We start from the raw sequence: 13,125 nt of genomic DNA, 5'->3' as shown, positions 1-13,125 counted from the left end.
AGGTGCGCCGGAACAACAGCGAACCAAATAAAACTTGGGAGATGGCGAGATGAGCTACACGACCGAGGAACTCGTTAAGGCTTATACCGCCGTGCACGTGGGCGTTGTACCGCCCCCAGAGGTGCGCGCCACGTTTACGGCCGTGGCCGGTGGCGGCGCCAGCGATAGCCAGATCCTGAGCAATATCCTCAACGGCGCCGACAACAGCACGGCTCTGGCCGTAATGAGCTACCAGTTCTTCACGGGCAGGAGCCCAACTCAGGTCGGCATGAGCTACCTGGTCAATTCACCCTACAATTCGACCGACCTCAACGACGCCTATTACAGCGGCTTCAATATCGAGAACCGCTACATTAACTTCGCCGCCAATTTGGGCGTCAACGGCGAGGGCGCGTTCGCGTTCGCCACGAAGTACGGCGAGATGAGCTTCGCCGACTATGTCGCCTCGATCTATCAGACCGTCATCGGCCGGACCATGGCCACCACGGCCGGCGTCGACGTCGACGCCGCCATCGCCTACCTGATCAGCACCAAGGCCGCCGTCCAGGCGACCGTGGCCGCGGCCGGTCTGATCAACGCCAACTCGACGCCGGCCCAGATCGACCTGGCCGTGAAAGCGGCGATGGCGGGCCTGGTCATGGCCGCGGCGATCAAGGCGGACATCGGGCTCTATGCCGCCGCCACGGACAACTTCATGGTCGCCCTCGCCACTGGCACGGCGGTCTACGGCACCGACATCACGAAGACCTACGCGCCGTCAGCCGACTCGTTCGCTCATGGCGCCGGCAAGGCGATCGACCGAGACGTCCCCCTGACCCCGACGACGCCCACGGCCCCGGCGGACTCAGCCCGCACGGTGCGGCTGACGACCGGCACAGATAGCCTCGCCGGCGGGACCGCCAACGACACCTTCAACGCCGATGACGCCGACGGCCTGGGCGGCCACTTTGCGGTGCTCACCACCGGCGACGCCCTGGACGGGGGCGCCGGCAACGACACCCTCAACATCGTCAGTGGCACTGGCGCGGCCCTGACCCTGCCAGTCGCCTCGGTGACCGGGATCGAGACCGTCAACGTGACAGGCGACAATAGCGTCACGGCCAACACCGCCACCTGGACCGGCGTCACCGCACTGAACGTCACCAGCGTCGGCGCCGCGACCGTCACGGCCGGAGCCGGCGTCGCGATCACGACCAATGCCACGTCTCAGGCCACCGGCAACATCACCGTCAACGGCGGGAGCAACGTCAATATCACGGCCACCGGCGCGACCACCGGTAACGTCACGGTTGGCAACACGGTCGCGCCCACGGGTTCGATCGTCGTCAGCCGTACGTCGAGCGTGGCGGGCGCCACCGGCAACATTACCGTGAATGGCGGCACGACGGTCGACATCACCCAGGTCGCCACCAACGCTGTCGCCACCACCCAAACCTACGGCACGATCGTGGTCAACGGTGGCGCGACGACGACGTCGGTCTCGGTTCACAACCCCGCCAGGGCGACCGCCTCCGGCTCAGTGGCGGGCGTCAACGGCAACTCCGTCGCCATCACCGATAAGAATAGCGGCAGCGCCTCAACGACCAAAAGCACGATCACCTCGATCAGCGTCGACGGCGCCACGACCGTCGGCATCCAAGACAACGCCCTGTCGACCCTCAGCGTCGCCCACACCAGCGGTAACCTGATCATTGACAACTCCAGCAGCCTCGCCAGCGGCGATCTTACCAAGACGCTGAACCTGACCATCAGCGGCACGACCGGCGGCACCCTGGACGACGCCGACGTCTACACGACGCTGAACGTTACGACGGGGGCAGAAAACTCGGTGCTGGCCAACCTCACCTTCGGAGGGTTGACCGCGCTAAGCATTGGCGGGTCCAGCAAGCTGACCCTCACCAGCACGGCCGGCATGACCGCGCTGCAGACGGTGACGGTCACGGGTGCGGCGGGCATCGCCGCCAACCTCTCGGGCGCCACCGTCACCTCGGTGAACGCCTCGGCCACCAGCGGCGCCAACACCGTGACGATCGACGCCAGCAAAGCCACCTTCTCGGGCGGCTCGGGCGTGGACACCGTCGCCCTCACCGCAAGCGCGGCCAGCAAGGGCCTCACCCTCGGCCTTGGCAACGACAGCCTGGACATCACCGCCGGAACGACGGTGACCGGCGGCACGTATGATGCCGGCGGTGGCACGCAAGACGTCCTGAAGATGTCGGCCGCCCAGGCCGCAACTGCCTCGGGTTCGGGTGTCTTCGCCACCACCTTCACCAACTTCGAGCGCCTGGTCCTGACCGGCGCAACCAACCAGACGATTGATCTGGCTGTCATCGGTCCCTACCACCACGTCACTACAAGCGGTGGCAACGGCCTGACCCTCAACAACTTCTCGTCGGGTGACACCCTGGTGCTGACCGGCGCGGGCACGGCCTACACGGTCGGGGCCGGCAACTTCGGCGGTGGTTCCGATACCTTCAACCTGCAGCTGACCGACGGCTCGACCGCTGGCGTCTCCTTCGCCTCCACCGGGATCACCGCCTCCGGTGTCGAAACCCTCAACGTCAGCACCGCTGACACCCAGGCTACCCCGACCGGGTCGTTCAAAGATTCGGTGACCTGGCTGGGCAACATCGTCCAGACGATCAACGCCAGCGGCAACGCCGGCCTGACTCTGACGGCGGCCAGCACGGCCCTGACCGCGGTCGACGCCAGCGGCATCACCCTGGGCGGCTTCTCCTGGACGTCGGGCGCCCTCGCCGGCTCCGCGACGATCAAGGGCTCCACCACGGGCGCCAACACCGTCAACTTCGCCGCGGCCCTCGGCGACAACGCCTATACCGGCGGCACGGGCGTCGACACCGTCACGGCGAACGGCGGCCAGAACACGATCAATGTGGGTAGCGGCAATGACGTGGTGAACGTCACGGCCGCCAACGCCGCCAGCAACACGGCCTTCACGGCGATCACCGGCTTCGGCGCGGGCGACAAGCTGGGCCTCACCGCTCAAGGCGGCGCCGTCACCGCGACGACGCTGGGCGCTGAGGTCACCGGTCAGGCCAGCCTCGCGGCCTATCTCGACGCCGCCGCCGCCGGCGACGGCAGCGGCACGGCGATCGTGCAATGGTTCACGTTCGGCGGCGATACCTACGTCGTTCAGGACTCGAGCGCCAACGCGACGTTCGATGCTGGTATAGACATCGTGGTCAAGCTGGTCGGTGGCCCAAGCCTGACCACCTCGAGCTTCGCCGCGGGCGTCCTCACGGTCTAGTCGTAGAGCCTTCAAGCTGGACGCGGCGGGCCGAAAACCTCGACCCGCCGCACTCCATTTGGAGCGATCCCCAACACACAATTTCAAGCCTCTGGCGCCGATTGATGACACCTTTAATTATCAATCTGGCGCCGACCGGCCTGACCTCCACGCAGGCGCAGTCGGCCCACCTGCCCTTGTCGCCGCAAGCCATCGCCGACGATGTGAGCCGTTGCGCCCGGCTTGGCGCCTCCATGGCCCACCTGCACGCCCGCGGAGCGGACGGCGCGGCCAGTGACGATCCCGCCATCTTCGCCGAGATCATCAACCAGGTCCGCGCGCAGGCCCCCGATATCGTGGTGGTGACCACCACCAGCGGCCGCCGCTCTCCCGACATCGATCGACGCGCCTCCAGCCTTTTCCTGGAAGGCCCCGCCAAGCCGGACATGGCCAGCCTGACCCTGGGCTCGATCAACTTCGCCAGCGAAGCCAATATCAATCCGCCCGCCACCGTGATGGCGCTGGCCAGGATCATGCTGGAGCGCGGCGTCAAGCCGGAGCTCGAGGTCTTCGACCTGGGCATGATCAACTTCGCCAAGGTCCTGATCGACAAGGGCCTGATCGCGCCGCCCTTCTATTTCAACATCCTTCTGGGCAGTCCGTCTGGCGCGCAGCTGGATCTCAGCCATGTCGGGACCCTGGTCCGGGACCTGCCGCCGCAATCGGTCTGGTCCCTCGCCGGGATCGGACGCTTCCAAACCCGCGCCAATGGCCTGGGCGTCATGATGGGCGACGGGGTTCGGGTCGGACTGGAAGACAATCTCTGGCTGGACGACGACCGCGCCCAGTTGGCGACCAACAGCCAGATGGTCGAGCGCGTCGTGGCGGTGGCTACAGCGATCGGACGACCGATCGCCACGCCGGCGCAGGTGCGTCGGCGCCTGAACCTGGAACGAGATATATGAAGCCGAGCCTGGTGATCTTCGGCGTCAGCAACATTCTGTCGGATGTCTTCGACTGCGCTCTGGCCAATGGGCTCGACATCGCCAAGGTGGTCCGCGACCTGCCAGAAGAGACCGGCGAGCGCGACAAGAGTGTCGCCGAGCGTATCGCCGCACTCGCGCCCCTAGGCCAATACCCGGGCGTCGAGGATCTCGACGACTTTCAGCCCCAGGACGGCGAACTTTATATCCTGGGCCCGACGACGCCCACCCGTGCGGCGCTGGCCAGCAAGCTTGAAGATCGCTTCGGGCTGACGTTCGCGACCCTGGTCCACCCCACCGCCTTTGTCTCGCCGTTGGCAAGCCTGAGCCCTGGGGTCTTCGTCGGCGCCAACAGCGTCATCGGACCCGGCGCACGCCTGGCCCCGCACGTCTTCATCAACCGTGGCGTCACCGTGGGGCACGACACGCGGATCGGCGCCTTCTCGCGCCTGCAGCCCGGCAGCAATGTCGGCGGCCTGTCGGTCTATGGGCGCGGCGTCACGATCGGCATCGGCGCGACGGTGATCGAGCGCGTGATCATCGGCGACAACGCCTTCGTCGGCGCCGGCGCCGTGGCGCTGTCCGACATTCCGCCGAATGTGTTGGTGGTCGGGATCCCGGCTAAGGTCATCAAGACCCTCAAGGCCAATGACGCCCTCGCCGGCTGATTAGCCGCCTCTCCGACTGAAGCGGTCGAGTGTCGTCTGGCAAGCGGCCAGCAGCGACGGTCCCGAGCGATCCAGGTCCAGTGACGCGAAGAACCGTGCGCGCAAAGACTCCCCGAGGCCGCGCCGGCGCGCCGGATCGTCCAGCAGAGCGGAAAGCAGTTCGAAATAGGCGGTCAGGTCCACAACCGCATAGCCGCCCAGCTTGTCGCCGCCGTCCGAGTCCGCCAGCGCGCAGACCGCCACCCCCTCGGCCATCGCCTCAGCCACGCTGAAGCCGCCGCCCAGCCTGGCCGGATTGACGAAGACATCGCAGCAGGCAAGCACAGCCCGGATGTCCTCCTGGTGCGGGACGCGGCGAATGCGGTGTTCGGGCAGAACGCTCAAGGCCTGGGGCAAGGCGCCGCCGCCGCCGACCAGCATCCAGACGATATCGGGCCGGCTTTCCATCAGGGCCACCATACGAGCGGCCCATTCGCCACCGATCTCGGCGTCGAGCCGGGCGCCGACACTGACCAAGACCAGGTCGTCTGGTCCGACCTCCAACTGGTCCCGCGTGATGGACCAGGCGCGGGGCCTCAACGAAACCCGGAAGGGATGGTGGATTCCCCACGCTGGCGGCAGGGCGTTCCCCCAGGGCGTCAGGGCCCGATCCGCCAGATGCGGATCAGAGGTCAGCCAGGCGTCCACCGGCGCCATCGGCGTTACGGCATGAATGCTCAGCCCCAGCACGGGACGAACCTTGTGCAGCGGCGTGATCAAGGGCGAAAACAGTCCGACGAACAGGATGAGATCCGGATCGAATTCGCCGATTTCCCGCAACGTCTCGCGCCAACGATGATGCAGGGGAAACGCCGCGTCACCGAGGCTGATTGTCAGCCCGGCCGGCGCCAGGGCGGCCAAGTCCCGCAGATCGGGCGGCGCGGCGAGGATTTCGCCGCGATTGCCCAGATAGTCGCGCATTCCCGGAATCAACGGCTCCTGGCAGGCGAAGGCCTTCACGGTCAAGCCTGCGGCCTGCAGCAGGCCGGCCTGCTTTAGCGCCAGCACCGTCGGCGGATGGCCCGCGAAGCTGAGAAAAGGCGTCACCAGCGCCACCCTCTTCACGCCATCGATCGGCCTGACCGGCAGGTCCACGGCGTCTTCGGCCAGGACTTCACCCGCCATGGCCATGAGTTGGGGCAATCGGGTGGCGATGAGGCGCCGCGCAAACCGCGCCCGGCCGCCTTCGCGCGCGACCGCCCGCCCCCATTCATAGCCGGCGAAGGCCATCAGCCGGTCCAGATCAACGGGACGAATGGCTTCGAGCGCCGCCCCGGCCTCAGCCGCGAAGGCGTCGCCATCCTCCAGCCCGCTCAGGAAGCTCGCACGCAGAAAACCCGCGACGCCGTCTGTGGGCGCTTGATCGGCGACCATCCTCTGCGTGAGTACGCGAATGTTGGGATCATCGACGGCGTCGTAGGCCTCAAGAAGCGCATGCCAGGGGGCGCTGGCCTCCGGGCTCAGCCGCACGCGACCAAACGCGTCGCCCAGCAGCTTTTCCCAACGCGTGTCTGCGTCCATGCCTGATCTATCCGGCGCCAGCGCACCGATGACAAACACCAAAGCCTCGATACCGTCGTTTGCTGTACTGGGCAGCGCCACACTGATAAGCCAACGACCGTAAACACTTAAAGATGAGTCCGTTCTTGAAGGCGCTGGTTACCGGAGGAGCGGGGTTCATCGGTCGACGCCTCGTAGAGCAGATGCGGCAGGTCGGATGGACCGTGACGGTCCTCGACGTCGCCGCCCCTCCCGCGGCGTTCGATCCGGCGCTCGTCTATGTCCAGGGCAGCGTCTTGGATGACGCCCTGACGGATCGGCTGATCGGCGAGGCCGAGCGCGTGATCCATCTGGCCGGCATCGCTGAACCCATGCGCTACGGCAGCCACCCGCTCGAGACGATGGACGTCAATCTGCTGGGGTCCATCAACGTGGCCAAGGCCTGCGCGCGCCACGACCGTCCTCTTCTGTTCGCCTCGACCTCCGAGATCTACGGCGTCAATCCGAACGTGCCCTGGCGCGAGGACGCCGATCGGGTGCTTGGCCCGGTTGCTAACGTGCGTTGGTGCTATTCCAGCGCCAAGGCGGCGGCCGAGCACTATCTGGACGCTCTTCGCCGACAGCTTGGTTTGAAATACGCCGTGGTGCGCCTGTTCAACGCCTATGGGCCTGGCCTGCGCGGACGCGTGGTGGACGGGTTCGTCGCGGCGGCGCTGGCCAACCAGCCCCTGGTGATCCACGGCGACGGCCTCCAGACGCGGTGCTTCTGCTATGTCGACGACGTCGTCGAGGCCTTGCTGGCGATCATCACCTCGCCCATGGACCTGGGAGGCGTCTATAATGTGGGCGTGGAGGAAGAGACCTCGGTGCTGGACCTGGCCCGCAAGATAATTCACCTCGCCCAGAGCACCTCGCGCCTCGATGTCATTCCCTATGACCAACTCTATGATGGTTATCAGGATATCATTAGACGGCAGCCCAACACCCAGGCGTTGCGAGACGACTTCGGCTGGGCGCCGCGGACCTCCCTGGAGGAAGGTTTGGCGCTTATGATCGAGGTTCAGCGCCAAGAGCATAGCCATGCCGGATGATCCCAAGCGGATCGTGCGGCTGGCCCAGCCCACCTTCCCGGATCTCGACCTCGACGCCGTGGCCCAGTTGCTTGGCTCGGGGTGGCTGACCAATGCTGGCCAAGTGCGCGCCTTCGAACAGGCCTTCGCGGACTATCAGGGCGTGGAACACGCCGTGGCCGTATCCTCCTGCACGGCCGCTCTACACCTTGCTCTCCTGGCGCACGGCGTAGGTCCCGGCGACGAGGTGATCACCACGCCCTTCACCTTTGCGGCGACCTGCAACGCCATCATCCACGCCGGCGCGACGCCCGTGCTCGTGGATGTCGAGCCCGACACGCTGAATATAGATCCCAATCGGATCGAGCTCGCCATCAGCGCGAAGACCAAGGCGGTGATGCCCGTGCACTTCGCTGGCCACCCCGCGGACCTCGATGCCCTCCTGGCCCTGCGTGAGCGCCACGGCTTTGCGCTCATCCACGACGCAGCGCACAGCGCCGAGGCGCGTTATCGCGGACGATCGATGGCCCAGCACGCGGACACCGCCTGCTTCAGCTTCTACGCGACCAAGAACCTGCCGATCGGCGAAGGCGGCATGCTCACAACGCATGACCCCGAGATCGCCCGCACGGCCCGCCTGCTCCGCAACCACGGCATGTCAGCCGACGCCTTCGATCGGCACGGCGACGCGGCCGCGCACTGGCGTCATTGGGACTTGGCCCGGCCCGGCTTCAACTACAAGATGGCCGAGCTGCCGGCGCTGCTGGGCCGAGGGCAGCTCCCTCACCTCCCCGCCTGGCGCGATCGACGGGCCGCGGTCGCCGAGCGCTACGAGACGCTGTTAGCGAGGGTTGACGGCGTCCGGGTGCTCGGGCGTCGCGCCGAGGTGACGCACGCCCACCACCTCTTCGTCATCCTCATCGACCGCAAGGACGTCGAGCGAGACGCCTTGGCGTCGCGCTTGAAGGCCAACGGTGTCGAAGTGTCGATCAACTACCGCCCGATCCACGAGTTGGATTGGTATCGCCGGACCTTCGATTGGAACCGCGACGATTTTCCGGTTGCGAGCCATGCCAGCGAACGCTGCATCAGCTTGCCGATGCATCCAGAACTCTCAGTGGCGGATGCGGATCTGGTGGTTGAAAGGCTCCAAGCACTGCTCGAAGGGGGGTGAGCGCTTGGCGATAAGTCGCATTTTTTTGATAGGAAACTGGACCAGAAAAAGCGCAGGGAATTCTGATATTCAGAGCGCGCCTCTGGAATGCAAATTGCAGCGCCCAGCGTTCGGAAACCGCGCACCACATCTATTGCAATGAAATTCTGACGTGATTGAGCCTAAACTGCCCATCAATGTAGCTGCGGCAGGCGCGCGGGTTTCGCCCACGCATCGTGGTTGGCGCTTTTGCAGTCAACAGCGGTGCAGTCGCCCCAACAGACGGTTATATATACGAACTTCCGGAGCCGCTAACCGCTTTCTTCGGCAAGATTAAAAGGTGCCTGAAATGTCTACCTTGGCGAACTCCAAACTACCCAGAATTTCCGCCGCCCAACCTGATATGGCTGGAAACGAGCGGAACTACGTTCTGGAGTGCGTCGACACGACTTGGATTTCGTCGGCTGGCCGATTCATCTTAGAGTTTGAGCAGGAGTTCTCGAGATATTTCCACGCACGGAACGCCATTACATGCACAAATGGTGAGATGGCGCTCCATCTGGCGCTTGTCGCGCTAGAGATCGGAAAGGGCGACGAAGTGATTCTGCCGAGCTTGGCGGAAGTTCATATGGCGCACGCTGTAAGTTACGCTGGAGCCACCCCCGTCTTTCTCGACTGCGCTCCTAATTCACTTACGTTAGACCCCGCAACACTCGAGCCGCGGATCACCTCACGCACCAAAGCCATTTTGGCGCCGCACCTATACGGGGCGCCCTGCGATATGGCGTCAATTGTGGAGATCGCGCAGCGTCATGGCGTAAAGGTAATCGAAGAAGCATCCGATATTGGAGCTGGCCAGCAGAATGTCACCAGTATCGGGCGCCAAGGCGACTGCGCCATTTTCAATTTTTCCGGAAGCAGGCTGATCAACACCGGCGAAGGAGGAATGATAACAACCGACGACGATGACCTTGCCTCCAAAATTCGCCTGTTGCGCGGCCAGGGCATGGATCTAACTCGGCGTTATTGGTTCCCCGTGGTTGGATACAACTATAGGATGACAAACATTCAGGCAGCTATCGGCTTGGCGCAACTAGAGCATGCTTACGAGCGTGCAGAAGCGTGGAGGAAGGTCGCGACCTGGTACGAAGAAAAGCTTGTTCGGCTTGGCGATCGCTTATCTAGCTTGCCCCCCAAAGACGCCGCTCGTCACGCATCCGGCGCGTACACCGTTCGCCTTGCTGACCACGACGCGAACTCGCGTGATATAATTATAGCTTACCTCGAAGCTGGCGGGATCGAAAGCACGCGTGTCGTTGCGCCAATTCATCTCATGCCCCCCTACGCGCACCTGAACACGGGCGAGCTGCGATGGGCCGAGGCCATCGCTAAGAACGGCTTGAACCTGCCCGTTCATGCAGATTTAGCCGAGGCGGACGTAGAGCGAGTTGTTGTGACGCTCGTGGAAGCGCTAGCCCAACATTAGACAGAAGCGACCGGGTTAGGGCGTGCGTTTTCGAGTTGCGGCCCTGCTGAGGCTCCTGTATCGAACGCCCTCCCCCGCCGACGTGATTTGCGTCGTCGATCCGGATGGCCCGGTGGCGGAGTGGTGACGCAGCGGACTGCAAATCCGTGCACCCCGGTTCGATTCCGGGACATATCGCCCTTCAGCACGTTGAGGAGCTGGGGAAGCTCGTCGATGCTAGTCTTACGGATGATGCGACCGAGGGTAGTCATGCGATCGTCATCGCGTTTCGCCTGAACCACCTTCGCCCCGTTCTCCTGGCACCGCATCGAGCGGAACTTGAAGATGGTGAAAGCCTGGCCATTCAGCCCGCCACGGGACTGCCGGAACAGTACCGGACCGGGCGATTCCAGTTTGATCAGGACGGCGACGAGGGCGAGGAGAGGCGCGAAGAACAGCAGTGCGCCGCCCGCCACCAGAATATCCATCGCTCGCTTGAGCGGATCTTTCGCGACCAGCGACGCTTTCACGGCGCAGGTTCGCTGATCCGCTGACGGATTAGATGCAATCAGCACGTGGTCCCCACCAGTGTATGTGTTCGGGTCTTTGCCCGATGATTTAAGAAGCCTTTACTAAATCAGCGTTCCACAAACAACCGCCCGCCGTGGTTGTTAACCAACCTTTTTCCATAAAGCTGCGATTCCTGCGCGTTCAAGGGACATTGCGCGCCCTATTGGGAGGCGCCGGCATGCCGTCAAGAAAGCCTTTCTCGACTAGTTTGACGATATCGACCGTAATGACTGTAACGAAATGCGCGCGGAGCCCTGCCTTTTCGCGCGCATGCGCGCCCCAAGCGTCGCCAGAAATTGCGACAGCTCTTTGCCCGTTGCCATTGCGGCGCGTCGAATACTTCAGTTGCACGTTCGGGCTGGCGGCCGCGGCGTTGCCATTGCCCTCTGGTCCTTGCCGCTCGATCCGAAGGTCGGAAACCACAACTCCAAAGATTGAAGGAGGGGCGAGGCAGAGTGTCATTCACTCTGTAGGTTCCTTCATGCCAACCCCGATCTCCTTCTGGTCAGCGCCCGATAACAACTGGCAGCTTCCGACCTCCTTGATCAGCCAGATCCATGCCGAGGCAACCGCGCCTTTACCCCGCGCGACCTCCAAGTTGCAGCGCCATAACCTCATCCAGGCACGTATGCTCGAGCTTGGCGTTCGCCTTGGATTTGACGCGCAGGCGGAAGTCGCCACGGGACACCGCAAAATGTCTCGGACAGGTCGGTTCGATGTCGTCTGGCTTCCCACTGATGTCAGCGCAAAGCGCATCGTTTTCGAGATCGACAGCTGCTGGCGGCATGAGTCTCTACTCAAGCTCGGCCGCCTCTCCGACAGCGATCTCCGCCTCTGGATTTACTATGGCCGACGTCCCTTCCCGCTTGAACCCGTCGAGCCAGGCTTCAGGAAGCTGAACATCCTGCGGATAGACCCGGAAGATCTTGGCGTGCGGTTCAGCAGTCGCCGTAGCGCCCAACTGACGCCTGGCGATTGGCCGGCTATGCTCTACCCCGGAAAGGCGGACCGCCGTCGCTGAGCCTACTGTCACTTAGATTGGCATCACCGGCGCCAAGCCGACCTCGAGATCGCGCAGCAGCCCTCCCAACTCCGAGGCGATGATCTTCGCCGCGAAGGTGGTCTTGGCGTGGAGGACGCGTGCGATGGCGTCATAGCGGCATGGTGCTAGCCAGCTGGCGGTCCAACCCGCCCCTTTCCGCAGGGTTGCAGCCTCTCGAAGCGCGGCGGGGACCGATGATGGCGCCGCCGGCGCCGCGGCTTTTGCTGCCGCTGGCATCCACGCCTCGAACTTCTCGTCGGCGAGCCAGTTGGCGAGCCCTTGCGGCATGCCGTAGCGCCTCACGTCCGGATCTTCGCGGAGGTAGCGCAGAGCGGCAGCGAGAAGCCGCGAGGGAGACAGGCGGCGGGCGAAGCGGCGCCACAGTGGCCAAGCGCGTGGACGGGACAGGCGCGCCGGGCTGATGGTTCTCCAGGCTTCGAAAGCTTGGTCGAAGGTCGACCTGGTGTCCAGGTCCGCGGCGTCCGTGCTTTCTTCTTCGTCAGGAGAGGAAGGTTCAGGTGGGGTTCCTAGCTCGGACCTGAGCGTCCGCCTCCCACGGACTGGAGCGTCCTTCAGGGGCGGACCTGCGAAAGGCTCGGGCTTGTTGGCCGGTTCACGGTCCGGCGCTGGCCGCTCGATCGCCAACCGGTAGACATTGCTGGTCTGGCCGCCGTCCTTGCGGAATCGATCTTCGCGGACGAGCAGTCCCCTCCCCTCCAGCACACCGATCTGACGCCGCACATGCCGTTCGGTCATGCTGGTAATCTCGGCCAGGGTCTTGAGCTTGGGCCAAGCCTTGCCGTCGGCGTCGGCGTGGTCGGCCAGGGCCATCAGGACGGCTTTGGCGGCGATCGAGAGGCCGCCGATGCGGCGGGCCCAATTGCGGGCTTCGAGGCTCATTTCGCGCCTCCCAGGAGGCCCGATTTTGGTTTGCAGAGGTCGGCTAAGCCCTTGATTTTGCTTGGGGCCAAAATCGGCCTCTTTGCAGCCAACCGCTTGAATTCACTAAGTTCGCACGGGCCTGCAAATCCGTAGTATTAGCTGTTGAGCCCTGACCTGCCCCTGATTTTTCATCCAGCGCGGACCAGAGTCGATGGGGTGGACGCCCCCTGACGGCATCGATGTGCCAAAGTGGAGGTGTCAGAACCCCACTTCAAAGGAGGCGTCCGTGGGAGAAGTTATCACAATCGGGCTCGACCTGGCCAAGTCGGTCTTTCAGGCTCATGGAGCCGACGCTGCCGGCGGCGTGGTCTTTCGCAAGAAGCTTAGGCGCGATCAGCTGCTGGCGTTCTTCGCCGGCCAGCCGCGCTGTCTGGTGGCGATGGAAGCTTGCGCCAGCGCACATTACTGGGCACGCGAGATCGGCGCGCTGGGCCACGAAACACGCC

Annotated in this window: 10 protein-coding genes, 1 tRNA gene and 2 pseudogenes; 9 read left to right on the top strand and 4 right to left on the bottom strand. The window is 64.2% G+C overall.

Features of this window, described 5'->3' with window-relative positions:
• Nucleotides 1–49: 49 nt before the first annotated feature.
• From AC1RJ9_RS26110 to AC1RJ9_RS26100, 3 genes are all read left to right on the top strand, one after another.
• Nucleotides 50–3,268, top strand: a complete 3,219-nt coding sequence (locus AC1RJ9_RS26110; protein WP_492841369.1) for a hypothetical protein — start codon at nt 50–52, stop codon at nt 3,266–3,268.
• A gap of 104 nt (nt 3,269–3,372) precedes the next feature.
• Nucleotides 3,373–4,212 carry a beta-keto acid cleavage family enzyme gene (locus tag AC1RJ9_RS26105; protein ID WP_492841371.1) on the top strand — a complete coding sequence of 280 codons (840 nt, stop codon included), beginning with the start codon at nt 3,373–3,375 and terminating at the stop codon, nt 4,210–4,212.
• The gene (locus AC1RJ9_RS26100; protein ID WP_492841373.1) at nt 4,209–4,898 is read left to right on the top strand and encodes an acetyltransferase; all 690 of its coding nucleotides are present in this window, start codon (nt 4,209–4,211) and stop codon (nt 4,896–4,898) included. Before AC1RJ9_RS26105 ends, AC1RJ9_RS26100 begins: the two co-directional genes overlap by 4 nt.
• Here AC1RJ9_RS26100 and AC1RJ9_RS26095 read toward each other — a convergent pair whose 3' ends face one another.
• Nucleotides 4,899–6,539, bottom strand: coding sequence for a glycosyltransferase (locus AC1RJ9_RS26095; protein WP_492841375.1), 1,641 nt, complete (start codon nt 6,537–6,539; stop codon nt 4,899–4,901).
• A 32-nt stretch (nt 6,540–6,571) separates the two neighbouring features.
• Here AC1RJ9_RS26095 and AC1RJ9_RS26090 point away from each other — a divergent pair, with 32 nt between their 5' ends.
• The 4 genes from AC1RJ9_RS26090 to AC1RJ9_RS26075 all read left to right on the top strand — a co-directional run bounded on the left by AC1RJ9_RS26090 (nt 6,572) and on the right by AC1RJ9_RS26075 (nt 10,316).
• Entirely contained in the window at nt 6,572–7,528 is a 957-nt protein-coding gene (locus AC1RJ9_RS26090) for an NAD-dependent epimerase/dehydratase family protein (protein ID WP_492841377.1), read from the top strand.
• Nucleotides 7,518–8,681, top strand: a complete 1,164-nt coding sequence (locus tag AC1RJ9_RS26085) for a DegT/DnrJ/EryC1/StrS family aminotransferase (protein ID WP_492841379.1) — start codon at nt 7,518–7,520, stop codon at nt 8,679–8,681. The genes AC1RJ9_RS26090 and AC1RJ9_RS26085 overlap by 11 nt, the downstream gene beginning before the upstream one ends.
• Nucleotides 8,682–9,009: 328 nt before the next feature.
• Nucleotides 9,010–10,146 carry a DegT/DnrJ/EryC1/StrS family aminotransferase gene (locus tag AC1RJ9_RS26080; protein ID WP_492853340.1) on the top strand — a complete coding sequence of 379 codons (1,137 nt, stop codon included), beginning with the start codon at nt 9,010–9,012 and terminating at the stop codon, nt 10,144–10,146.
• 114 nt (nt 10,147–10,260) lie between these two features.
• Nucleotides 10,261–10,316, top strand: a tRNA-Cys gene (locus AC1RJ9_RS26075).
• On the opposite strand, the pseudogene AC1RJ9_RS26070 reads toward AC1RJ9_RS26075, so the two are convergent.
• A pseudogene (locus tag AC1RJ9_RS26070) lies at nt 10,314–10,700 on the bottom strand (sugar transferase); the annotation flags it as partial. The gene AC1RJ9_RS26075 and the pseudogene AC1RJ9_RS26070 overlap by 3 nt on opposite strands.
• A 136-nt stretch (nt 10,701–10,836) precedes the next feature.
• Nucleotides 10,837–11,157, bottom strand: a complete 321-nt coding sequence (locus AC1RJ9_RS26065; RefSeq protein ID WP_492841381.1) for a hypothetical protein — start codon at nt 11,155–11,157, stop codon at nt 10,837–10,839.
• Nucleotides 11,158–11,176: 19 nt separating this feature from the next.
• Here AC1RJ9_RS26065 and AC1RJ9_RS26060 point away from each other — a divergent pair, with 19 nt between their 5' ends.
• Complete coding sequence (locus tag AC1RJ9_RS26060; protein WP_492841383.1) at nt 11,177–11,716, top strand: hypothetical protein; 540 nt, start codon at nt 11,177–11,179, stop codon at nt 11,714–11,716.
• A 12-nt stretch (nt 11,717–11,728) separates the two neighbouring features.
• On the opposite strand, the gene AC1RJ9_RS26055 is transcribed toward AC1RJ9_RS26060, so the two are convergent.
• Complete coding sequence (locus tag AC1RJ9_RS26055) at nt 11,729–12,637, bottom strand: helix-turn-helix domain-containing protein (RefSeq protein WP_492841385.1); 909 nt, start codon at nt 12,635–12,637, stop codon at nt 11,729–11,731.
• A gap of 268 nt (nt 12,638–12,905) precedes the next feature.
• Here AC1RJ9_RS26055 and AC1RJ9_RS26050 point away from each other — a divergent pair.
• Nucleotides 12,906–13,125, top strand: a pseudogene (locus AC1RJ9_RS26050) (IS110 family transposase); the annotation flags it as partial.

The organism is Caulobacter sp. GW822-FHT07D08 (assembly GCF_058798735.1).
Note: the sequence above shows the minus strand (reverse complement) of the source record. Positions and strands in the feature narration are given on the sequence as shown.